Below are 21,880 nucleotides of genomic sequence, written 5' to 3' on the forward strand. Positions count from 1 at the left end.
GCTCAGACGCGATCGGCCAGGAGGGCGAGCCGCTTCGAGCCCATACGCGTGAGGATGAGCGTCGCCGCCTCGTCGCCGCGTAGGGACAGCTTCTTGCGCAGCATCGCGGGATCGACGTCGACGCCGCGCTTCTTGATCTCGAGCGTCCCGATGCCGCGAGCACGCAGCGCCTGCGCGAGTTTCTTCGGGTCCGCCGGGAGCTGCTCGCGCACCCGGAACGATGACACGAACGGGCTCGTGAGCGCCGCGTCCGAGGTCAGGTAGGCGATACCCGGGGCCAGCATCCCCGCGTCGAGCGCGCGAGCGACCTCGCCGATGAGCCGCGCGCGGATGACCGCTCCGTCCGGCTCGTGCACGAACGCCCCGAGCTCGCGCGGCTCGACGTCGGGGGAGTCGGCCGGAGCCGTGAGCTCCCATGCCTCGTCGCCGCGCACGACAAGGGCGGCGCGACGCACGTCCTCGCGGGCGAGTGCTCCCGACCAGAGGACGAGCTCGATGGTCGAGCCGTCCGCGCTGATCCACTGCGCCTCGAGGTCGTCGGGGATCTGGTCGCGATCGAAGCCCGGTCCGAGCTTCACTCCGCCGGGCCGTTCCTTCAGCAGCGCGAAGACCCAGTCCAGGGAGGGCGACCACTCGGCCGACGACACCTGTCGCGTCTCGGAATGCCCGGCGGTCCGTCGCGCGGGATCGAGCCACACGGCATCCGTTCCCTCGAGGTCGACGTCCTCGGCACGCGCGTGCTCGACGGTGACGGCGTCGTCGAAGGGAGCGAGGTTGTACGCGGCGATCGCTGCCGTCACCTCATCGGCGTCGACGGCCCGGACCCGGACGCCGAGACCCGCCATCCCGAGGGCATCGCCGCCGATGCCGCAACCGAGGTCGGCGACGTGCGTGATCCCCGCGGCACGGAACCGCCCGGCATGCCGCGCGGCGATCGACAGGCGCGTGGCTTGTTCGAGGCCCGCTCGGGTGAAGAGCATCCGCTCGGCGAAGGGGCCGAACTTCGTCGTCGCGCGGACCCTCAACCGCGCCTGACCGACGACCGCCGAGACGAGGTCGGGGGAGTGGCCGGCGGCACGCAGTCGCGACACCGTCCGCGCCGCGTCGTCGGTGGACTCGATCCGGCCCACCTCGTCGAGCAGGCGCAGGCCGTCGGGCGTGAGGAGGGCGGTCAGCTCGCGGGTATCCACCGATTCAGCCTAGGTGCGCGATTGTGTTGGCACTCGCGTTGCGTGAGTGCCAGCGCTTCTCTACACTCGGATTAGCACTCTCCCCGCGTGAGTGCTGACAAGTCTTCTGTAACGAGAAAGAAGAGGTAGACCGTGTCGGTTTCCATCAAGCCGCTCGAGGACCGCATCGTCATCAAGCAGGTCGAGGCTGAGCAGACCACCGCGAGTGGTCTCGTCATCCCCGACACCGCCAAGGAGAAGCCGCAGGAGGGCGAAGTCGTCGCCGTCGGCCCCGGCCGCATCGACGACAACGGCAACCGCGTCCCCCTCGACGTCGCCGTCGGCGACCGCGTGCTCTACAGCAAGTACGGCGGCACCGAGGTCAAGTTCGGCGCTGAGGAGTACCTCGTGCTCTCGGCTCGCGACGTGCTGGCGGTCGTCGTCCGCTGATCCCGAGCGAGATCGTACGAAGGTCCCGGATGCCATGGCATCCGGGGCCTTCGTCGTTCCCGGTCGCGTGATCTGGCAGGAAAGAGAGCACCGACGCTCCGATGCGCGACCGCCCGCGTAGGCTGGATCTGTGACTGCCGCTCCTTCCGCCCCGACCGGGGGGAGCACCCGCGGTGCCGTGTACGCCCTGAGTGCCTACCTGCTCTGGGGCGTCCTCCCGATCTACTTCCTGCAGCTCAAGCCCACCGGCCCGTTCGAGGTCGTCGCTTGGCGGATCATCCTCGCCTTCCTCTTCTGCCTGATCCTGCTGACCGTCCTCCGCGCGTGGCGACCGTTCCTCGCGATCGTCCGGCAGCCCCGCCTGATGGGCCTCACCGCTGTCGCGGGCGTCCTCATCTACATCAACTGGCAGACGTACCTCTACGGCGCCCTGACGAACCACGTCATCGAGACGAGCCTCGGGTACTTCATCAACCCGATCGTGACGGTGTTGCTCGGGGTCATCGTGCTCCGCGAGCGCCTGCGGATCGTGCCGTGGATCGCCATCGGCCTCGCGGTCGTCGCCGTCGCGGTGATCGTCATCGGGTACGGAGCGTTCCCCTGGATCGCCCTGACGCTCGCCTTCTCCTTCGGCTTCTACGGGCTCGTGAAGAAGCAGATCGGCCCGGCCGTTGATGCCGTGAGCGGTCTGACCCTCGAGTCGCTCTGGCTCCTCCCGGTCGCGGCGGTCCAGCTGGTGTTCGTCGCGAACCTGACCGGCATCACGCTCGGTACGGCCGGCGCGCTGCACACCGTCCTCCTGCTGCTCGCGGGAGCGGTCACCGCCGTCCCCCTGCTGCTCTTCGCGTCGGGCGCGCGGCGCGTCCCGCTCACGGTGATCGGCCTGCTGCAATTCGTGGCACCCATCATCCAGTTCGCGATCGGCGTGTGGGTGCTGGGGGAGCCGATGACGCTCGAGCGGTGGATCGGCTTCGGTCTCGTCTGGGTCGCCCTCATCGTGCTGAGCGTGGACTCGATCGTGATGTCGCGTCGCCACCGTCGCTCGGTTTCCGACGTCGCAGAACCGGTCTGACCGGCCACTTTCTGCGCTATCCGGCCCGAACCGACGAGGCGCCTACGCCATCGCGGACGAGAGCGCCAGGGTCGTTATGGGGCTGTGACCACGACGACGCACATCGTTAACGAACGGCAACACGACGAAAACGTGCGCCCGGTTAGGTTTAGGTCACCAGGCGACCTCACGTGTCGCCCAACGTTCATTCACAGCAAGGAGCACTATGAACGTCTTCACGCGTAGCCGCGCGGGCAAGGTCCTGGGCGGTATCGCCCTGGTCGGTGCCAGCGCGCTCGTCCTCGCCGGTTGTTCGGGTGGCGGCGGCAACGACGCCGCGGCGCCCAGTGCGTCCTCCGGCGGCGGCGCCGTGTCCACGGCCGACGGCACGTTCCACGTCGGAACCATCCTCCCCGCCACGGGTAACCTCGCGTTCCTCGGCCCGCCCGAGGTCGCGGGTGTCAAGCTCGCGATCAAGGACATCGAGGCCACGGGCTCCGAGTTCCCCTTCAAGGTCGAGCTCACCGAGCGCGACTCGGGCGACACCACGACCGACATCGCGACCCAGTCCGCCACCGAGCTCGTCGACGCCGGTGCGGACGTGGTGATCGGTGCCGCGTCCTCGGGTGTGTCGTTCACCTTCATCGACCAGCTGGTCAACGCCGGCATCGTGCAGATCTCGCCGGCGAACACCTCGCCCGACTTCACCACGTACGCCGACGACGGGTACTACTGGCGTACCGCTCCCTCCGACGTGCTGCAGGGCCGCGTGCTCGGCAACCTGATGGTCGGCGACGGCGCAGCCAACGTCGGCATCATCTACATCAACGACCCCTACGGCATCGGCCTCAAGGACAACGCGACCAAGGCCATCGAGGCCGCCGGTGGCGAGGTCTCGGTCGCGGTCCCCTACAACCCGGGTGACACGGTCTTCACCTCGCAGGTCGACCAGCTGCTGCAGGCCAAGCCCGACGCTGTCGCGGTCATCGCGTTCGAAGAGACGTCGTCGATCATCCCGCAGCTCGTCAGCACCCAGGGCTACCCGGCCTCGAAGGTCTACTTCGTCGACGGCAACCTGTCGAACTCGTACGAGTTCCCGGCGGGCACGCTGCAGGGCGCCAAGGGAACCCTCCCGGGCAACCCGGCCGACACCGACTTCCAGGCTCGCCTGAAGGAGGTCGACCCCGCCCTCACCGACTTCAGCTACGCGCCGGAGTCCTACGACGCCGTCATCGTCGCGGCTCTCGCCGCGGCGCAGGCCAAGGACGACTCGGGCACGGCGATCCGTGACAACCTGCAGTCGGTCTCCGAGGACGGCGAGAAGTGCACGACCTTCGCCGACTGCCTGAAGCTCATCAACGAGGGCAAGGACATCGACTACGACGGTGTCTCCGGCCCGATCACCTTCGATGCGAACGGTGACCCGACCGAGGCGTACATCGGCATCTACCAGTACGGTGCCGACAACAAGTACACCCTGCTGAACACGGAGTTCGGTTCGCTCAACGAGTGACCTGACACCACGTGAGGGGCTCGGATCCGAGAGGATCCGGGCCCCTTTCGCATGTCGTCGCTACGGCGTGAGGCCGCAGACGGCGGCCGTGGCCGACAGGATCGCGGCGGCGACCGACGGCGACCGCTCGAGCGGGATAACCACGTCGCGATCCTCGACCCGGACCACGAGGTCGAACAGGGTGCCGACCTTGTCTTCGGCGATCGCGTGCGCATCGCACCGCTGCGGCGTCAGGGCGATCGTCGTCGTCGAGGGAGGGTCGTCCGCGCGCACGGTGACGTCCAGCGGCGTCTCGGTGCCGGCGGGGAAGCGCAGCAGGGGAGTGCCTCGCAGGGCGCGGAGTTCGGCCGTCCCCGCCCCGGCATCGCCCGTCGGCTCGATCGAGACCTCGAGATCGATGGTTCCGCCTTCACCCACCGCCGCCGACGCGGCCGAGATCCGGGCGACGGATGCCACGGCCTCCCGACCGCATTCGGTCTCAGCCAGACGAGTGAGCACACCGAGCTCGTCGGTGACGTCGAGTGTCGCGTCACGGCTGTCCCCGTCTTGTTCGAGGCGCAGTACCGCCCGCGCGGACGGATCCTCCGTGACGCACCGCAGCGCGGGCAGCGTCACGGGGAGGTCCACCGTCCGGCCCGGGGACAGCGTCACGGGTCGCTTCGTCTCGCCGCCGCCCGACTCCGCGAGCACGGGAGAGGTGAGCGTCGCAGACGTCACGACGACGGCGGAGTCGCCGTCGTTCGTCATCCGGAGCTGCACGCGGCCCGGAGCGATGTCGCCGCGTTGCTGCACCAGCGCGACCGACACCGCCGGCGGCGGGGTACTGCTCGCGCATGACGAGAGCGCGACGCCCACGAGGGTGAGCGCCGCGCTCGCGGCATATCGGCGTCGGATCAGGCGGGTGACTCCCGGTTGTCGCGCTTCGCGTCCTCGTCGGCCGCGAGGGTACCGAGGTACAGCTCGATGACGCGGGGATCGGTGAGCAGTTCGCGACCGGTGCCGGTGTACGCGTCCTTGCCCTGGTCGAGCACATAGGCCCGGTGGCAGATCTGCAGGCAGCGGCGGGCGTTCTGCTCGACCATGATGATCGTCACCCCGGCGCGGTTGATCTCGGCGACCCGGAGGAACGTCTCGTCCTGACGCACGGGCGACAGACCCGCGGATGGCTCGTCGAGCAGGAGCACCGACGGGTCCATCATGAGCGCTCGCCCCATGGCGACCATCTGGCGCTCACCGCCCGAGAGCGAGCCCGCGCGCTGACGGCGTCGCTTGGCCAGTTCGGGGAACAGTCCGCTGACGAACTCGAACCGCTCGGCGAAGACCTTGGGCCGCTGGAAGAGACCCATCTGCAGGTTCTCTTCGATCGACAGGCTCGGGAACACGTTGTTGTTCTGCGGGACCATGCCGACGCCCTTGCCGACGAGCTTGTCGGCCTTGAGCGAGGTGATGTCCTCGCCGTTGAGCAGCACGGCGCCGCCGCGGATCTTCACCTGACCGAAGATGGCCTTCAGCAGCGTCGACTTGCCGGCGCCGTTCGGGCCGATGATCCCGATGAGGTCGCCCTGGTACGCGTCGACCGTGCAGCCGTTCAGGATGTTCACGCCCGGCAGGTAGCCGGCCACGAGGTCATCGGTGCGCAGCACCGCGGTGCGGGTGGTGGTGGCGGTGTCGGTCATCAGAGCTTCCCGTCCTTCTCGTCGGCGATGAGCTCCGCTTCCGCCTCGGCGGCGGCCTCGGCCTGGATGGTCTCGAGCTGCGACGTGGTCATGTCGCCGAGATCGGTGTCGTGGTGGGCGCCGAGGTAGGCGTCGATGACGGCCTGGTCGCTCATGACGGTCTCCGGCGGCCCTTCCGCCACGACGCGACCCTCGGCCATGACGACGACCCAGTCCGAGATGTGACGGACCATGTGCATGTCGTGCTCGACGAACAGCACGCTCATCCCCTCCTTCTTGAGGTCGAGGATGTGCCCGAGCAGGCTCTGCGTGAGCGCCGGGTTCACGCCGGCCATGGGCTCGTCGAGCATGACGAGCTTGGGGTCGCTCATGAGCGCGCGCGCCATCTCGAGGAGCTTGCGCTGGCCGCCCGAGAGCGACGCGGCGAAGTCCTCGCGTTTGGCGTCGAGCTTGAACCGCCGCAGCAGGTCGTCGGCTCGCGTGGTGTTCTCGGACTCCTGCGAACGCCAGATCGCCGGGATCAGTGCGCGGAAGATGTTCTCGCCCTTCTGCCCACGGGCTCCGAGCAGCATGTTCTGCAGCACCGAGAGACGCCCGAGCGACTTGGTGAGCTGGAAAGTGCGGACCATGCCCTTGCGCGACACCTTGAACGCGGGGACGCCGGCGAGGTTCGACCCCTCGAAGCTCCAACTGCCCGTGTTGGGCTTGTCGAAGCCCGTGAGCAGGTTGAACAGGGTGGTCTTCCCGGCACCGTTGGGGCCGATGAGAGCGGTGATCTGCCCGCGCGGGATCTCGAGGTGGTCGACGTCGACGGCCTTGAGGCCGCCGAACTGGCGCGTGACGTTGTCGGCGACGACGATCGGGTCGACCTTGGCGCAGCCGGGTCCGACCTCGCCCCTGACGAGCGGGTGGGTGACGGTCGTGTCAGACATTGAACGACAGCTCCTTCTTGTTGCCGAAGATGCCCTGTGGTCGGAAGATCACGAGGAGCATCAGTCCGATGCCGACGAGGATGAAACGCACCTGCCCTGTCTGGGTGCTGGACATGAAGCCCAGGATGCCGACATCCCGCAGTCCCACGATGATGCCGTTGGACAGCGACAGGAGCACCCAGAACAGCATCGCGCCGACGATCGGCCCGAGCAGGGTGGCCGCGCCTCCGAGGAGGAGCGCCGTCCAGATGAAGAACGTCAGCGCCGTGCCGTAGTTACCGGGCTGCACCGCGCGGGGGAGGATGAACACCACTCCCGCGAGGCCGCCCATGACGCCGCCGAGCACGAGCGCCTGCATCTTGTAGGCGTAGACGTTCTTGCCGAGGCTGCGCACGGCATCCTCGTCTTCACGGATGCCCTTCACGACGCGACCCCACGGGCTGCGCATGAGGAGGAAGACGAGGAGCGTCGCGATGATGACGAGGGCCCACCCGAACAGGCGCACCCACCAGTCGTTCGCCGAGTAGGTCCACGGGCCGATGCCGTAGGTGCCGCCCGGCAGGGGGTTCAGTGCTTGGAACTCGCGGTTGTAGCCGTTCAGACCCTGCGAGCCGCCCGTGATGTCGGTCAGACCGACCGTCGAGACGACGTAGCGCACGATCTCGGCCGCCGCGATCGTGACGATCGCGAGGTAGTCGGCGCGCAGGCGCAGGGTCGGGATGCCGAGGATGAAAGCGAACAGCACGGAAGCGGCGATCGCGATCAGGATCGCGAGCCACACGGGAGCCGAGAGCGAGAGGGTCGCGATGGCGAAGGCGTAGGCGCCGACGGCCATGAAGCCCGCCTGACCGAAGTTGAGCAGTCCGGCGTAGCCGAAGTGCACGCTGAGGCCGATGGCGGCGAGGGCGTAGGCCGCGGTGGTCGGGCTGATGAGCTCGCCCGCGGCGTTGTTGAAGATCGAAAGCCAGTCCATGTCGTCTTTCCTCAGCCGATCCGCTCTTTACGACCGAGCACACCTTGCGGCCGGAACAGCAGCACGCCGATGAGCACGATCAGGGCCACCGCGTACCGAAGGTCGGGTGGGATGACGATGGTGGACAGTTCCGTGATGATGCCGATGATCAGCGATCCCACGAGGGCACCGAAGGCGCTGCCGAGACCGCCGAGGGTCACGGCGGCGAACAGGAGGAGCAGGATCGCGAAGCCCATGTCCCACGTGACACCGCGGTAGAGGCCGTAGAGCACGCCCGACAGGCCCGTGAGAGCACCCGCCATGACCCACACGATGCGGATCACGCGGTCGACGTTGATGCCGGAGGCTGCGGCGAGCGAGGCGTTGTCGCTCACGGCGCGCGTGGCCTTTCCGATCCGCGTGCGGGTGAGGAAGTAGCCCACGGCTGCGAGCATCACGATGCTCACGCCCATGCTGATGATCGAGGTGAGGGTCACCGTGACGGGGCCGATGGTGACGTTGTCGGTGATCCCCGTCGTGATGTTCCGCGTGCCACCGTCGAAGAAGTAGAGGTAGAGGTACCGCAGGACGATCGACAGACCGATCGTCACGATGAGCACCTGGACCAGTCCGACCCCGCGTTTGCGGAGGGGTTTGAAGAGCACGGCATCCTGTGTCCAGCCGAGCGCGGCCGAGAGGGCGACCGTCAGCACCACCGCCAACAGGAGGTTCCACCCCATGGCGGTGAAGACGTAGAAGATGATCGCGCCGAAGGTGAGCATCTCGCCGTGGGCGAAGTTGTTGACGCCGGTCGTCCCGAAGATCAGCGAGATGCCGATCGCGGCCAGGGCCAGCAGGAGGCCGAAGTTGAGGCCGTAGAAGAAGCGCGAGAACAGCGTGTCCCAGATGGATCCGGATGCCGCGGTTCCTTCTCCCGTGGGGAAGAGGACGTTGACCGTGTTCGTGGTCCCGATCGTCACGTCGCGGGTGATGTTGTCGGGGTCACGCGGGACGACGCCGTCCGGGAGCGTGTCGACCTTGAGCTCGGCGGTGTACTCGCCGGGCCCGGGAACCGAGACGGCCCAGCGGCCGTCGGCGCCGGTGGTGCCCACCTCGGAGAAACCAGACCCCTCGACCGCGATCTCGACGCCCTCGACGGGGTCGTCGCCGGCGCGGATGATGCCGCCGATCGTGTACTGGGTGGAGACGTCGCCGGTTCCGGCCGAAGCGGCCGGGGTGGGGGCGGTCGTCGTCTGGGCGCTCGCGGGTGACGCGAGGAACAGGCTCAGGACGGCGACGGCGCTCGCGAGGAACGCCACGAGGATGGCCATGCGGGATAGGGTGCGCGATCGTATCGCGGTGGGGGAGGGATAACCCACGGAGTCTCCAGTTCGGCAGCGCTGACGAAGTCGTCCCGTCAGCTTCGACGGTCGACGCTACGAGCGTAATGTGTCGAGGGTGTTTCACCGACTGCCTCGTTAGCGAACCGTGTCATCACGAGTGCGTACCGCGGCCGGACCTCTCGGGAACAATTCCCAGGCTCCCGACGCTTAGAATTCCATCGGACGTCCCTTTCACACAGGCGCTACGGCGCAGGAGGATCCATGGAGCAGCACGACCCCTTCGGTTTCATCGGACTGACGTATGACGACGTGTTGCTCCTTCCCGGGCACACCGATGTCATCCCGAGCGAAGCGGACACGTCGTCGCGCCTCACCCGTCGCATCACCGTCGCCACCCCTCTTCTCTCGTCCGCCATGGACACCGTGACCGAGGCGCGCATGGCGATCGCGATCGCGCGTCAGGGTGGCATCGGAATCGTGCACCGCAACCTCTCGATCGAAGACCAGGCGGCGATCGTCGACCAGGTCAAGCGCAGCGAGTCGGGCATGGTGTCGAACCCCATCACGACGACTCCGGATGCCACCGTCGCCGAGGTCGACGCGATGTGCGCCCAGTACCGCATCTCGGGTCTTCCCGTCGTCGACCCCGACGGTGTGCTGGTGGGCATCATCACCAACCGCGACATGCGCTTCGTCTCGGGCTTCGAGCGCCAGACGACCCTCGTCAAAGACGTGATGACGAAAGAGGGACTGATCACCGGGCACGTCGGCATCCACGCCAACGACGTCATCGCGACGTTCGCCAAGCACCGCGTCGAGAAGCTGCCCCTGGTCGACGACGAGGGCAAGCTCGCCGGCCTCATCACCATCAAGGACTTCGACAAGAGCGAGAAGTACCCCCTCGCGACCAAGGACGACCAGGGCCGCTTGCGCGTCGGTGCCGCCATCGGCTTCTTCGGCGACGCGTGGCAGCGCGCCGAGGCGCTGCGTGACGCGGGCGTCGACGTCCTCGTGGTCGACACCGCGAACGGGCAGTCCGCGGGGGTCATCGACATCGTGACGCGCCTCAAGGCCGACGAGTCGTTCGCCCACATCGACGTCATCGGCGGCAACGTCGCCACCCGCGAGGGCGCTCAGGCGCTCATCGACGCGGGAGTGGATGCCGTCAAGGTCGGCGTCGGACCGGGCTCGATCTGCACCACCCGCGTCGTGGCCGGTGTCGGCGTGCCGCAGGTCACCGCGATCTACGAGGCCGCTCAGGCCGCGATCCCCGCGGGCGTGCCGGTCATCGCGGACGGCGGTCTGCAGTACTCGGGCGACATCGCCAAGGCGCTCGTCGCGGGTGCCGACACCGTGATGCTCGGCTCGCTGCTCGCGGGGACCGACGAGTCGCCGGGCGAGATCGTCTTCCAGGGTGGCAAGCAGTTCAAGCAGTACCGCGGCATGGGTTCGCTCGGTGCACTGCAGACGCGCGGCAAGAAGACCTCGTACTCGAAGGACCGCTACTTCCAGGCCGACGTTCCCAGCGACGACAAGCTCATCCCCGAGGGCATCGAGGGCCAGGTGCCCTACCGCGGCCCTGTGTCGGCGGTCGCCTACCAGCTCATCGGTGGCCTGCGTCAGTCGATGTTCTACGTCGGCGCGCGCACCGTCGAAGAGCTCAAGACCAAGGGCAAGTTCGTCCGCATCACCTCGGCGGGCCTGAAGGAATCGCACCCGCACGACGTGCAGATCGTCGTCGAGGCGCCGAACTACAAGAAGTAACGCGTCATGAGAGTGGGGCCGGGCAGGTGACTGCCCGGCCCCTTCTCACGCGCGGTCGTGGGGCGAACGAGGGTCCGCTAGACTGGTCGGCTCGCTTCCCGGCGGGCCGACCGGCGAACGGCGCACGCGCGTTCGAGGTCGACGCCACCGCCACGAGCGGTCGACCGGAATCTCCCCATGGGCTACCTCGACCTCACCGCCATCTCGTTCACCCTGCCCGACGGGCGGCCCCTCCTCGACGAGGTGACGTTCCGCGTGGGGGAGGGCGTGACGACCGCGCTCGTCGGTCCGAACGGGGCGGGCAAGTCGACGCTGCTTCGCATCGTGCGCGGCGAGGAGAAGGCCCACGGCGGTGCGATCGCGATCGGCGGCTCCCTCGGGGTGATGGATCAGTTCATCGGCCACGGGAAATCCGGCGAGACCGTCCACGACCTCCTCGTCGCGGTGTCGCCCGCGCGCATCCGTCGCGCGGCGCTCGAGCTCGAGGCATCCGAGAACGCCCTCATCGAACACGACGACCTCGACACCCAGATGCGGTACGCCGCGGCGCTCGCCGACTACGCCGACGCGGGCGGGTACGAGCACGAGACGGTCTGGGACACGTGCGCGATCGCCGCTCTCGGAGTGCCGTACGAGCGAGCGCGGTTCCGGGAGCTGGGCACCCTGTCGGGAGGGGAGCAGAAGAGGCTGGCCCTCGAGGCGCTGCTGCGCGGCCCCGACGACGTGCTCCTGCTCGACGAGCCCGACAACTACCTCGACGTCCCCGGCAAGCGCTGGCTCGAGGACCAGTTGCGCGCCACCGCGAAGACCGTTCTCCTCGTCTCGCACGATCGCGAGCTCCTCGCTCGCGCGGCCGACCGCATCGTGACCCTCGAGACGGGCAGCGCCGGCAGCACCGCGTGGGTGCACGGGGGCAGCTTCGCGACGTACGCGGAGGCCCGCGAGGACCGCATGGCGCGGCTCGACGAGCTGCGCCGTCGCTGGGATGAGGAGCATGAGAAGCTCCGGGCCCTCGTCGCGCGTATGAAGGTCGCCGCCGCCGCCAACGACGGCTTCGCCTCGCGCTACCAGGCCGCGGTGACCCGACTGACGAAGTTCGAGACGGCAGGTCCGCCCCAGGAGCGCCCGCCCGAGCAGGATCTGCAGCTGCGCCTGCGGGGCGCCCGCACGGGCAAGCGCGCGGTCATCGCCGAGAAGCTCGAGCTGACCGGGCTCATGAAGCCGTTCGACCTGGAGGTCTGGTTCGGCGACCGTGTCGCGGTCCTCGGATCCAACGGCTCGGGCAAGTCGCACTTCCTGCGGCTGTTGGCCGCGGGGGGCACTGATCCCGACGCACGTCTGGGACACGTGACCACCGTCGGCTCCGGACTCGACCGGGTCGCCCACACCGGCAGAGCGATCCTCGGGGCGCGCGTCGTACCCGGGTGGTTCGCCCAGACGCATCGGCATCCGGAGTTCGTCGGGCGAACGCTCCTCGATCTGCTTCACCGCGGTGACGACAACAGAAGGGGGATGCCACGGGATGCCGCGAGCTCGGCCCTCGACCGCTACGGTCTCGTCGCCCAGGCGGAGCAGGACTTCGACACGCTGAGCGGTGGGCAGCAGGCGCGGTTCCAGGTGCTCCTCCTCGAGCTGTCGGGGACGACCCTGCTGCTGCTCGACGAACCCACGGACAACCTCGACCTCGCGTCGGCCGAGGCTCTCGAAGACGCCCTCGCGCGATTCGAGGGGACGGTGCTCGCAGTGACGCACGACCGGTGGTTCGCGCGGTCCTTCGACCGGTTCCTCGTGTTCGGGTCGGACGGCGAGGTGTACGAGTCATCCGAGCCGGTCTGGGACGAGCAGCGCGTCGTGCGGGCGCGGTGACCGTTGCGCCGGTGATCGTCGCGGCTACGCTGTGCGCATGATCCGGCGGAGGATTCACCCCGAGGCATCCGTCTCGGCCCGGCGCACCGAGGCGTTCACCGACGGGGTGTTCGCCATCGCGGCGACGCTCCTCGTCCTGGGTCTCACCGACCAGTCCCTCGGTACGGTGCGCACGAACGACGACCTCGCTCAGGGTCTTCTCGCGCTGGCGCACCCGGTGTTCTCGTTCGTCATCAGCTTCCTCATCCTGTGCGTGATGTGGATGACGCACGTGAAGCAGTTCGAGTGGATCGTTCGGATCGACGACACGGGGATGTGGCTGAACAACATCCGTCTGCTCCTGGTCGTGCTGGTGCCCTTCACATCCTCGCTGAACACGTCGTACGACGGCCTGCTGCTCGGGCGGATCCTGCTGCCGATCAACTTCTTCCTCGCGATCGTGGTCGGCTGGGTGCAGTGGGCCTGGGCCGTGCGATCGGGGGCTGTCGCCGATCTGTCGGAGGACGACGCGCGGCGACTGGGCAGGGCCGGCCTCAGCGCGGTGATCATCAGTGCCGCGGCCGTGGCGCTCAGCCCCTGGATCGGATCGCTCGCCTTCCTCCTCTTCGCCGTCGACGGACTGTTGACGCGCCTCCTGCGCGGAGCCGATGCCCCGCTTTCGGTCGACGGTCCACCGGCGACCGGCGGCGAGGTCGGAGGTCGCGGGTAGGCTGGGCGGGTGACCATGGAGATCGACCTCGGCCGCGCCAAGCGCGCCCGCCGCGCCTACACCTTCGACGACATCGCCGTCGTGCCGTCGCGACGGACGCGCAACCCCGAAGACGTGTCCACGGCGTGGACGATCGACGCCTTCTCGTTCGAGATCCCGGTGCTCGGCGCCCCCATGGACTCGGTCGTCAGCCCCCGCACAGCCATCGAGCTCGGTCGTCTGGGCGGTCTGGGCGTGCTCGACCTCGAGGGTCTCTGGACGCGGTACGACGACCCCGAGCCGCTCCTCGCCGAGATCGCCGGGCTGCCGGATGCCGATGCCACCCGCCGCATGCAGCAGCTCTACTCCGAGCCGATCAAGCCCGAACTCGTGCGCGATCGTCTCGCCGAGATCCGCGCCGCGGGCGTGACCGTGGCCGGAGCCCTGACGCCGCAGCGTACCCACGACCTGTACGAGACGGTCGTGGCCGCGGGGGTCGACCTCTTCGTCATCCGCGGGACGACGGTGTCGGCCGAGCACGTGTCGAGCGTGGCCGAGCCGCTCAACCTCAAGAAGTTCATCTACGACCTCGATGTCCCCGTCATCGTCGGCGGCGCCGCCACCTACACCGCGGCCCTGCACCTCATGCGCACGGGAGCCGCCGGCGTACTCGTCGGCTTCGGTGGGGGAGCCGCGTCCACGACGCGCGCCACGCTCGGCCTGCACGCGCCGATGGCGACCGCTGTCGCCGACGTCGCCGGCGCTCGCCGCGACTACCTCGACGAGTCGGGCGGACGCTACGTGCACGTCATCGCCGACGGCGGTGTCGGCACCTCCGGTGACATCGTGAAGGCCCTCGCCATGGGCGCGGATGCCGTCATGCTCGGCGTCGCGCTCGCACGCGCCACCGACGCTCCCGGTCGCGGTTTCCACTGGGGACCCGAGGCCCACCACGCCAAGCTGCCCCGCGGGCGTCGCGTCGCGGTCGACCGTGTCGGTCCGCTCGAGCAGGTGCTCTACGGGCCTGCGCCCGTCGCAGACGGCACCGCGAACCTGATCGGCGCCCTGAAGAAGTCGATGGCCACGACCGGCTACTCCGACCTCAAGGAGTTCCAGCGCGTCGAGGTCGTCGTGGCCCCCTACGGACACTGATGCCGGAGTCCGCGTGACCTCGTCGCCCGCCATCGCTCCGGAGATCCCCGAGGTCTTCCCGCCGACGCTGCGCGAGGTGATGCTGCGTCCGCGATGGCTCGCGCTGCTGGCGTTCTCGCTGGTGGTCGCCGGGGTCCTCGCGTGGCTCGGGCAGTGGCAACTGGGGCGCGCGGTCGACACCGCGCCCTCCGAGCCCGGCATGACCGAGGTGGTGCGCCCCCTCGACGAGGTCGTGCAGCCGGGCGCCTATCTCGCCGAGCCCCTCGTCGGCCAACGCGTCGAGACGAGCGGGCGGTGGATCCCCTCGGACTTCATCGTCGTCTCGTCGCGCTTCAACGACGACGTCGAGGGCTACTGGGTCACGGGTCAGCTGCGGATCGATGACGGCGGAAAGCCGGCATCGATCGCGGTCGCGCTCGGCTGGGCGCCCACCCTCGACGCCGCCGACGCCGCCGCCGACGATCTCCGCGCCGCGGCCGAAGCCGATCCCACCGCACAGGTCGACGTCACGGGGCGCCTGATCTCCGACGAGGGGCCGGCGCGTCCGGCTTCGGGCGTCGACCCGCTGACGCTGACGCGCATGTCGCCCGCGATGCTGCTCGGTCGGTGGCACGACATCGACGGTGTGGCGGTGTACCGCCAGTACGTGGCGTCGCAGACGGCGATCGGGCCGCTCGAGGCGATCTCGTCGCCGGCTCCGGACGAGCGTTCCCGCGTCAACTGGTTGAACATCTTCTACGCGGCGGAGTGGGCGATCTTCGCGGGCTTCGCCCTGTACCTCTGGTACCGCCTGGCCCGCGACGCGTGGGAGAAAGAGGTCGAAGACCTCGAAGACGCCCAGGAAGAGCTGCAGGCGGCGGGGCCGCCGGTTCCTCGCGACTAGACTTGGCGCATGCCGCGTCCCCCGAAACTCGCCTCTTTCCCGGCGATCCGCGGAGCCCTGACCTTCTACCAGATCTGCTCGATCATCACCGGTATCGGACTTCTGCTGCTGGTCACCGAGATGATCCTGAAGTACACGCCCATCCACGTGGAGCTGTTCCTGGGCGGATCCGGCGGGTTCCTGTGGTTCGCGGATGCCATCGCCGGCCCCGGATGCCAGTGGTTCTCGCTCTTCATCCCCGGCGGTGACGGGTGCGAGATGATCTCCACGGGTGACGGCGTGAATGTCTCGCTCGCCATCCTCGTCGCCCACGGCTGGTTCTACGTCGTGTACCTCATCTCGTGCTTCCGCGTGTGGAGCCTGATGCGCTGGCCGTTCCGTCGGTTCGTCTTCCTGGCCCTCGGCGGCGTCGTCCCGTTCCTCTCCTTCATCCTCGAGGTGCGTACCGCCCGCGGCGTGCGCGCCTACCTCGCCGAGCGCGAAGCCGCCCTGGCATCCGCTCCCGTTCCCGCCCCGGAAGGCAACCGGTGACCGAACAGACCGAAACGTCCCAGCGCCCCGTCCTCGTCGTCGACTTCGGCGCCCAGTACGCGCAGCTGATCGCCCGCCGCGTCCGCGAAGCGGGCGTCTACAGCGAGATCGTGCCGCACACCGCCTCGGCAGAAGAGATCGCGGCCAAGAACCCCGTGGGCATCATCCTCTCGGGCGGGCCCTCGTCGGTGTATGAAGAGGGCGCCCCGAGCCTCGACGCCGGAGTCTTCGATCTCGACGTGCCGACGCTCGGCATCTGCTACGGCTTCCAGGTCATGGCCAAGGCCCTCGGCGGCGAGGTCGCGAACACCGGCCTGCGCGAGTACGGGGCGACGGATGCCACGATCGTGACCGAGGGCACGCTGCTCGAGGGGCAGCCGGTCGAACAGAACGTGTGGATGAGCCACGGTGACCAGGTGTCGCGGGCTCCCGAGGGCTTCGAGGTGCTCGCCCGCACCGCGCACACGCCCGTCGCCGCCTTCGCGAGCGACGCACGTCGCATGTACGGCGTGCAGTGGCATCCTGAGGTCAAGCACTCCGACCACGGCCAGCACGTGCTCGAGAACTTCCTGCACAAGGCGGCGGGTCTCCCCGCCGACTGGAACAGCGGCAACGTGATCGCCGAGCAGGTCGAGCGCATCCGCCAGCAGGTCGGGACGTCGCGCGTCATCTCGGCGCTGTCGGGCGGCGTCGACTCCGCCGTGTCGACCGCCCTCGTGCACGAGGCCGTCGGCGACCAGCTGATCGCGGTGTTCGTCGACCACGGGCTGCTCCGCCAGGGCGAGCGCGAACAGGTCGAGAACGACTACGTCGCCTCGACCGGGGTGAAGCTCATCACGGTCGACGCGCGCGAGACCTTCCTGAACGCCCTCGCCGGCGTCAGCGACCCCGAGCAGAAGCGCAAGATCATCGGCCGCGAGTTCATCCGCGCTTTCGAGAAGGTGCAGGCCGACCTCGTCGCCGAGGCCAAGGCCGAGGGCGAGCAGGTGCGCTTCCTCGTGCAGGGCACGCTTTACCCCGACGTGGTCGAGTCCGGGGGCGGAACCGGTACGGCCAACATCAAGAGCCACCACAACGTGGGCGGGCTCCCCGAGGATCTGCAGTTCGAGCTCGTCGAACCGCTGCGCACCCTCTTCAAAGACGAGGTCCGCGCGATCGGTCGCGAGCTGGGTCTGCCCGAGGCGATCGTCGGCCGCCAGCCCTTTCCGGGGCCCGGTCTTGGCATCCGCATCGTGGGCGAGGTCACCGCTGACCGTCTCGAGATCCTGCGTGCGGCCGACGCCATCGCCCGCGCCGAGCTGACCAAGGCCGGCCTCGACGACGAGATCTGGCAGTGCCCGGTCGTGCTCCTCGCCGATGTGCGCTCCGTCGGCGTGCAGGGCGACGGTCGCACCTACGGTCACCCCATCGTGCTGCGTCCGGTGTCGTCCGAGGACGCCATGACCGCTGACTGGACCCGCCTGCCCTACGACGTGCTGTCCAAGATCTCGAACCGCATCACCAACGAGGTGAAGGACGTCAACCGCGTGGTGCTCGACGTGACGTCGAAGCCGCCGGGGACGATCGAATGGGAGTGAGCCTTCGGCCACTCGCGCGGCAAGGCGCCGTCGTCCTCCGGGCGGCGGCGTTTTTGCTGCGCGCGTTGGTCGCGGTGCCCGGTTTGGGGCGTGAGTTGGCGGTCGGGGCGGGGAATGGCGCGCCCCAAAGGGACGAACACGCCCCAAACGCGGGTACGCGGGTACCGGGAAGCCGGGAGAGGATGGAGGCGTGATGCCGTTCCCCGACGCCTGGTACCTGATCCTGTCGAGCAGGCTCATCCCCGACCTCGACGGCGGGTACACGATCTCGACGCTCGCCCGCGCGCGTCAGATGGCGGATGCCGGCACTCAACCGCTTCTCCTCACCGTCGATCCGGGGACGCCCGACGCCCATGCCCAGCACCGCGCGACGTTCGTGGAGCGCGGGGCGGCGGCGGCATCCGAGGTCTTCCGTAATCTCTTCGATGAAGCGGTGGACGTCGAGGGAGGGGCCGCGGAGTGGCTGCGAGCGGCGGCCACGCCCGGCGAAGCCGATCCCACCCTGGAGTACCGCGACGTCGCGGGCGGCGCTGTCTCCCTGCCCAACGTCGTCGACCCCGATTGGCACCTGACGACGGCACCGATCGTGATCCGGGATGCCGCGGGCGAGTCTGTCGGCGTCGTCGCCGGGTTCGGTGCGCTCTACCGCGCGTGGCTCGGGCACCTCACCGGACAGCTCCGTGCGGAGAATCCGCGTCCCGTCGTCGTCATCTGCGAGTCGCGGCAGCTCGGTGAGCTGATCGTCGGGTGGGGAGACGATGACGTCCGGATCGTGCACACGGTCCACACGATCCACCTCGAAGCCCCTTATCGTGCTGACTCCGACCTCAACGCGCTCTGGACGCGATGGTTCGAGATCGCTCCGCGCTTCGACGCGGTGCTGTGGCCCACCGCACAGCAGCGTGACGACGTGCGCGAACGTTTCGGGACCGCGGCGAACGATCTCGTCGCGCCGCACGCCGTCCGCGCGCCGGAGAGGGTCGTCCCCGCGGCGGACCGCGACGCCGGTCGTGTCGTGGTGCTCGGTCGCCTCGCTCCCGGCAAACGTCTTCGCGCGGCCGTCCGCGCATTCGCCCGGGTCGTCGCAGAGGTCCCCACGGCGCGGCTGGAGCTGTGGGGAGCCGGCGCCCAGCGAGAGGCGCTCGAAGCCCTGGTCGCCGAGCTCGGCCTGGCGGGAAGTATCTCGCTGCCCGGGCTCACGAACGACCCCGGTGCCGTCCTCGACGGCGCGGCCGTGTACCTCACCACCTCGGCTTTCGAGGGGCAGGGGCTCGCCCTCGCCGAAGCCCTCGCGCACGGTACCCCTGTGGTGGCCTATGACATCCGCTACGGCCCGCGCGACATGCTCGCCGGGGGAGGTGGCATCCTGGTTCCGGATGGCGACGAGGGCGCCCTCGTCGCGGCCCTCGTTCGTGTGCTGACGGATGCCGAGGTGCGCGAGCGGCTGTCGACCGAGGCCGTGGACGCGGCGGCGACCCTGAGTCCGGCGCGCGCGATGCAGACGCTGGCCGCGGCGTGCGGGGAAGCCCTGTCACGCCCCCGGCGGCGCTGACCTCAGGCGCGGTCGGCGGCGCGGGCGGCTGACCGGACGGCGCTGACCGCGGCAGACGGAGAGCCGCGGAAGGCGGGCCCGTGGCCGGGGAGAACCCAGTCGGCGTCGAGATCAGCGATGCGAGCCAGGGACGCCAGAGCCTCGGTCGGGTCGTCGGTGAAGGGGGCGGGACCCGGTCCCGTGCGCCCCGTGAGGACGTGGCGGGTCGTGAGCGCGTCGCCGACGAAGACGGCGCGGACTTCGGGGGAGAACACGGCGACGCTTCCCGGCGAGTGTCCGGGCATCGAGATCACGCGGGGCGCTCCGGGGAGGTCGAGAGTGGTGTCGCCGTCGATGCTCACCACCTCGGTCAGCCACTGCGGACGCATGCCCTTCCGGATGCCGAACGCGGCGAAGCTCAACAGCGGCCCGATGCGCATCGGGCCGACCGGGGTCTTCGGCTTGTCTCCACCCCGCGCGCGATCGGCGTCGGCGGCGTGGACGAAGACCGGGATGCCGTGGTCGCGGCGCAGGCGCTCGGCGAAACCGACGTGGTCGCTGTCGCCGTGCGTCAGGACCACCCCGCGGATGTCGTCGATCGGGCGGCCGATGGTGTCCAGCTCCCGCCGGAGATCGGCGTACATGCCGGGGAGGCCGGCATCGATCAGGGTGATGCCGGCGGGCGTGGTGATCAGGTAGGAGGCGACGATGTCGTTGCCGAGGCGGTGAAGGGAGGGGGCGAGTCGCATGGGATGACCTTTCGCGGGATGGCTACGAGCAATAGCCATGATAGCTTATATACGTAGCCATAAGGAGCGCTGAATGCCGACACCCGAACGAACGTCTCTCGCCGAGATCGTCGCGCAGGCCGCCCGACTGCTGGAGAGCGGCGGTCCGACCGCCGTCACGATGCAGGCCGTGGCGGCGGCCGTCGGGGTCAAGGCCCCCTCGCTGTATAAGCGCGTGCGCGACCGGGAAGCGCTTCTCGGTCTGGTCGGGATCGCGACCGCGGACGACCTGACACGCCGACTGACGGATGCCGGGGGCGACCTCGCTGAGCTGCTCACCGTCTTTCGCCGCTTCGGTCAAGAGCGACCGGAAGCGTTCCGTCTGCTGTTCGCTTCGTCGATCGACCCCGAGAGGCTCGCGGCGACCAGCGAACCCGTGCTCCGCGCGACCGCGGCCGTCGTCGGTCCCGACCGTGCGCTCGATGCAGCGCGGTTGCTGACCTCGTGGGCGCTCGGATTCATCACGATGGAGCTGACGGGCGCCTTCCGTCTCGGGGGCGACCTCGACGAAGCCTTCGCGTACGGGATGCGTCACATCGTGGGCTCACTGACCTCGGATCAGGACGCGGTGCGACCGGCCCAGGGATCGTAGTCGGCGATCAGGCCCTCTTGCGCGGGACGTTCGGCATCCGGGACATGCTGCAGGTTCACCCGCACGCGGTACCAGAGCGAGCTCGAACCGCGCATGCCGTCGACGAGGATGTCGGCCGGGTGGAGGGCGTCCGCGGCGTCCGGATGTCGTGACTTCCACGTCTCGAGCGCATCGAGAGCTTCGGGCTTGGTCTTGGTACGCGCGACCTCGATGAGAGGCATGGTCGAGGCGCGGCGGCCGGAGCCGTCGGAGCCGCGCGGAGGCTTCTCGGCGGGCCCGAGCTCCTTCGCGAGAGCCAGCAGGGCGTCGAGGGAGCCCGCCGCGTCGTCGATGCCCGCGTGCGGATCGCCGATCGTGCGGAAGCGCTCGGGCACGGTGAGGACGGTGAACTCTTCGGGGCGGCGGTCGCGGACCTCGTCCCACGTCAGCGGAGTCGACACGCGCGCGTCGGGGAGCGCCCGGATCGAGTACGCCGAGGCGACCGTGCGGTCCTTCGCGTTCTGGTTGAAGTCGACGAAGACGCTTTCGCCGCGTTCCTCCTTCCACCAGCGAGCGGTCGCGAGCCCGGGCGCGCGGTTCTCGACCTCGCGGGCGAGCGTCTCGGCGGCGAGGCGTACGTCGGCGTAGTCCCACTCGGGACGGATGCGCACGATGATGTGGAGCCCCCGCGAGCCCGAGGTCTTCGGCCATCCGACGAGCCCGTGGTCTTCGAGGACCTCGCGGGCGATGAAGGCGACATCGACGATCTGTGCCCAGTCGACCCCGGGCATGGGGTCGAGATCGACGCGCAGCTCGTCGGGGTGGTCGAGGTCCTCAGCCCGAACGGGGTGAGGGTTGAGGTCGAGGCAGCCGAGGTTGACGACCCACGCCAGGCCCGCGGCATCCCGGATCACCGTCTCCTCGGCGGAGGTGCCGGAGGCGTAGTGGAGGGTCGCGGTGTCGATGAAGGCGGGGTGCTTGTCGGGCACACGCTTCTGGAAGAACGGCTCCTGGTCGAGGCCCTTCGAGAAGCGCTTGAGCACCATCGGTCGGCCTCCTGCTCCCCGCAGGGCGCCCTCGGCGACGTCGAGGTAGTAGCGCACGAGGTCGAGCTTCGTCAGGCCGCGTTGCGGGAAGACGACGCGGTCGGGACTCGTGACGCGCACCTCGTGGCCGTCGATGTCGAGGATCTCGGGGGGAGTCTTCGCGGGGCTCATGGCGCGAGGCTAGCGCCGACACCCACGCGTCGCGCACCCCTTGCGGCGCGCGCGGGCGGCGCGGCGCAGGTGCGGGATGCGCGAGCGTGCGGGGTGTGCGCGCCCGGCTGCAGGCGGTGCGGCGCAGGTGCGGGATGCGCGAGCGTGCGGGTGCGCGCGCCCGGCCGCAGGCGTTGAGTGTCCAAAACACCCGGACGCTTTTCGGATGTGATGTCTCAGGACATCG

At 69.2% G+C, this 21,880-nt stretch carries 20 protein-coding genes; 12 read left to right on the forward strand and 8 right to left on the reverse strand.

From position 1 onward, the window contains the following. Positions 1-2: 2 nt before the first annotated feature. Positions 3-1,190 carry a class I SAM-dependent methyltransferase gene (locus NS283_RS16140; RefSeq protein WP_058597878.1) on the reverse strand — a complete coding sequence of 396 codons (1,188 nt, stop codon included), beginning with the start codon at positions 1,188-1,190 and terminating at the stop codon, positions 3-5. A gap of 132 nt (positions 1,191-1,322) precedes the next feature. Here NS283_RS16140 and groES point away from each other — a divergent pair, with 132 nt between their 5' ends. From groES to NS283_RS16155, 3 genes are all read left to right on the forward strand, one after another. Beyond that, the gene (gene groES / locus NS283_RS16145) at positions 1,323-1,619 is read left to right on the forward strand and encodes a co-chaperone GroES (protein ID WP_013583903.1); all 297 of its coding nucleotides are present in this window, start codon (positions 1,323-1,325) and stop codon (positions 1,617-1,619) included. A gap of 130 nt (positions 1,620-1,749) precedes the next feature. After that, positions 1,750-2,691, forward strand: coding sequence for an EamA family transporter RarD (rarD, locus tag NS283_RS16150; RefSeq protein ID WP_058597879.1), 942 nt, complete (start codon positions 1,750-1,752; stop codon positions 2,689-2,691). A 205-nt stretch (positions 2,692-2,896) separates the two neighbouring features. Further along, the gene (locus NS283_RS16155; protein WP_058597880.1) at positions 2,897-4,183 is read left to right on the forward strand and encodes an ABC transporter substrate-binding protein; all 1,287 of its coding nucleotides are present in this window, start codon (positions 2,897-2,899) and stop codon (positions 4,181-4,183) included. A gap of 60 nt (positions 4,184-4,243) precedes the next feature. On the opposite strand, the gene NS283_RS16160 is transcribed toward NS283_RS16155, so the two are convergent. The 5 genes from NS283_RS16160 to NS283_RS16180 form a co-directional block, all read right to left on the reverse strand. After that, positions 4,244-4,990: a hypothetical protein gene (locus NS283_RS16160; protein ID WP_153003400.1), complete on the reverse strand. Its 747-nt coding sequence runs from the start codon at positions 4,988-4,990 to the stop codon at positions 4,244-4,246. A gap of 86 nt (positions 4,991-5,076) precedes the next feature. Then, positions 5,077-5,859, reverse strand: coding sequence for an ABC transporter ATP-binding protein (locus NS283_RS16165; protein ID WP_058597882.1), 783 nt, complete (start codon positions 5,857-5,859; stop codon positions 5,077-5,079). Further along, positions 5,859-6,791 (reverse strand): ABC transporter ATP-binding protein, encoded by a 933-nt coding sequence (locus NS283_RS16170; protein ID WP_058597883.1) that lies wholly within the window; start codon positions 6,789-6,791, stop codon positions 5,859-5,861. Before NS283_RS16170 ends, NS283_RS16165 begins: the two co-directional genes overlap by 1 nt. Continuing rightward, positions 6,784-7,764 carry a branched-chain amino acid ABC transporter permease gene (locus NS283_RS16175; protein ID WP_058597884.1) on the reverse strand — a complete coding sequence of 327 codons (981 nt, stop codon included), beginning with the start codon at positions 7,762-7,764 and terminating at the stop codon, positions 6,784-6,786. Before NS283_RS16175 ends, NS283_RS16170 begins: the two co-directional genes overlap by 8 nt. Positions 7,765-7,775: 11 nt before the next feature. Then, positions 7,776-9,074 carry a branched-chain amino acid ABC transporter permease gene (locus tag NS283_RS16180; protein WP_058597885.1) on the reverse strand — a complete coding sequence of 433 codons (1,299 nt, stop codon included), beginning with the start codon at positions 9,072-9,074 and terminating at the stop codon, positions 7,776-7,778. A gap of 273 nt (positions 9,075-9,347) precedes the next feature. Here NS283_RS16180 and guaB point away from each other — a divergent pair, with 273 nt between their 5' ends. The 8 genes from guaB (at position 9,348) to NS283_RS16220 (ending at position 19,099) form a co-directional block, all read left to right on the forward strand. Further along, complete coding sequence (gene guaB, locus NS283_RS16185) at positions 9,348-10,850, forward strand: IMP dehydrogenase (protein ID WP_058597886.1); 1,503 nt, start codon at positions 9,348-9,350, stop codon at positions 10,848-10,850. Positions 10,851-11,027: 177 nt separating this feature from the next. Next, the gene (locus tag NS283_RS16190) at positions 11,028-12,716 is read left to right on the forward strand and encodes an ABC-F family ATP-binding cassette domain-containing protein (protein ID WP_058597887.1); all 1,689 of its coding nucleotides are present in this window, start codon (positions 11,028-11,030) and stop codon (positions 12,714-12,716) included. A gap of 37 nt (positions 12,717-12,753) precedes the next feature. Then, a complete protein-coding gene (locus NS283_RS16195; protein WP_058597888.1) occupies positions 12,754-13,425 on the forward strand; it encodes a TMEM175 family protein in 672 nt (223 codons plus the stop codon). 15 nt (positions 13,426-13,440) lie between these two features. Further along, positions 13,441-14,556 (forward strand): GuaB3 family IMP dehydrogenase-related protein, encoded by a 1,116-nt coding sequence (locus tag NS283_RS16200; RefSeq protein ID WP_058597889.1) that lies wholly within the window; start codon positions 13,441-13,443, stop codon positions 14,554-14,556. 13 nt (positions 14,557-14,569) lie between these two features. Continuing rightward, positions 14,570-15,439 (forward strand): SURF1 family protein, encoded by an 870-nt coding sequence (locus tag NS283_RS16205; RefSeq protein ID WP_058597890.1) that lies wholly within the window; start codon positions 14,570-14,572, stop codon positions 15,437-15,439. Positions 15,440-15,448: 9 nt separating this feature from the next. Beyond that, positions 15,449-15,970: a DUF3817 domain-containing protein gene (locus tag NS283_RS16210; protein WP_058597891.1), complete on the forward strand. Its 522-nt coding sequence runs from the start codon at positions 15,449-15,451 to the stop codon at positions 15,968-15,970. Next, complete coding sequence (gene guaA / locus NS283_RS16215) at positions 15,967-17,547, forward strand: glutamine-hydrolyzing GMP synthase (RefSeq protein WP_058597892.1); 1,581 nt, start codon at positions 15,967-15,969, stop codon at positions 17,545-17,547. Before NS283_RS16210 ends, guaA begins: the two co-directional genes overlap by 4 nt. Positions 17,548-17,740: 193 nt before the next feature. Then, the gene (locus tag NS283_RS16220; protein WP_058597893.1) at positions 17,741-19,099 is read left to right on the forward strand and encodes a glycosyltransferase; all 1,359 of its coding nucleotides are present in this window, start codon (positions 17,741-17,743) and stop codon (positions 19,097-19,099) included. A gap of 2 nt (positions 19,100-19,101) precedes the next feature. Here NS283_RS16220 and NS283_RS16225 read toward each other — a convergent pair whose 3' ends face one another. Next, positions 19,102-19,827 carry an MBL fold metallo-hydrolase gene (locus NS283_RS16225; RefSeq protein WP_058597894.1) on the reverse strand — a complete coding sequence of 242 codons (726 nt, stop codon included), beginning with the start codon at positions 19,825-19,827 and terminating at the stop codon, positions 19,102-19,104. A 73-nt stretch (positions 19,828-19,900) separates the two neighbouring features. On the opposite strand from NS283_RS16225, the gene NS283_RS16230 reads away from it, so the two are divergent. Next, positions 19,901-20,458, forward strand: coding sequence for a TetR-like C-terminal domain-containing protein (locus NS283_RS16230; RefSeq protein ID WP_058597895.1), 558 nt, complete (start codon positions 19,901-19,903; stop codon positions 20,456-20,458). On the opposite strand, the gene ligD is transcribed toward NS283_RS16230, so the two are convergent. Next, entirely contained in the window at positions 20,425-21,654 is a 1,230-nt protein-coding gene (gene ligD / locus NS283_RS16235; protein WP_058597896.1) for a non-homologous end-joining DNA ligase, read from the reverse strand. The two genes, NS283_RS16230 and ligD, sit on opposite strands and share 34 nt — an antisense overlap. Positions 21,655-21,880: the final 226 nt, after the last annotated feature.

Source organism: Microbacterium testaceum, assembly GCF_001476285.1.
GTDB lineage: Bacteria > Actinomycetota > Actinomycetes > Actinomycetales > Microbacteriaceae > Microbacterium > Microbacterium testaceum_B.

What these genes read in the sequence shown, in the direction of transcription:
- NS283_RS16155 (WP_058597880.1), top strand. Translation starts at nt 2,897, where the DNA reads ATGAACGTCTTCACGCGTAGCCGCGCGGGCAAGGTCCTGGGCGGTATC.
- NS283_RS16165 (WP_058597882.1), bottom strand. Translation starts at nt 5,859, where the DNA reads ATGACCGACACCGCCACCACCACCCGCACCGCGGTGCTGCGCACCGAT.
- NS283_RS16170 (WP_058597883.1), bottom strand. Translation starts at nt 6,791, where the DNA reads ATGTCTGACACGACCGTCACCCACCCGCTCGTCAGGGGCGAGGTCGGA.
- NS283_RS16175 (WP_058597884.1), bottom strand. Translation starts at nt 7,764, where the DNA reads ATGGACTGGCTTTCGATCTTCAACAACGCCGCGGGCGAGCTCATCAGC.
- NS283_RS16180 (WP_058597885.1), bottom strand. Translation starts at nt 9,074, where the DNA reads ATGGCCATCCTCGTGGCGTTCCTCGCGAGCGCCGTCGCCGTCCTGAGC.
- guaB (WP_058597886.1), top strand. Translation starts at nt 9,348, where the DNA reads ATGGAGCAGCACGACCCCTTCGGTTTCATCGGACTGACGTATGACGAC.
- NS283_RS16190 (WP_058597887.1), top strand. Translation starts at nt 11,028, where the DNA reads ATGGGCTACCTCGACCTCACCGCCATCTCGTTCACCCTGCCCGACGGG.
- NS283_RS16195 (WP_058597888.1), top strand. Translation starts at nt 12,754, where the DNA reads ATGATCCGGCGGAGGATTCACCCCGAGGCATCCGTCTCGGCCCGGCGC.
- NS283_RS16200 (WP_058597889.1), top strand. Translation starts at nt 13,441, where the DNA reads ATGGAGATCGACCTCGGCCGCGCCAAGCGCGCCCGCCGCGCCTACACC.
- NS283_RS16210 (WP_058597891.1), top strand. Translation starts at nt 15,449, where the DNA reads ATGCCGCGTCCCCCGAAACTCGCCTCTTTCCCGGCGATCCGCGGAGCC.
- NS283_RS16220 (WP_058597893.1), top strand. Translation starts at nt 17,741, where the DNA reads ATGCCGTTCCCCGACGCCTGGTACCTGATCCTGTCGAGCAGGCTCATC.
- NS283_RS16225 (WP_058597894.1), bottom strand. Translation starts at nt 19,827, where the DNA reads ATGCGACTCGCCCCCTCCCTTCACCGCCTCGGCAACGACATCGTCGCC.
- NS283_RS16230 (WP_058597895.1), top strand. Translation starts at nt 19,901, where the DNA reads ATGCCGACACCCGAACGAACGTCTCTCGCCGAGATCGTCGCGCAGGCC.
- ligD (WP_058597896.1), bottom strand. Translation starts at nt 21,654, where the DNA reads ATGAGCCCCGCGAAGACTCCCCCCGAGATCCTCGACATCGACGGCCAC.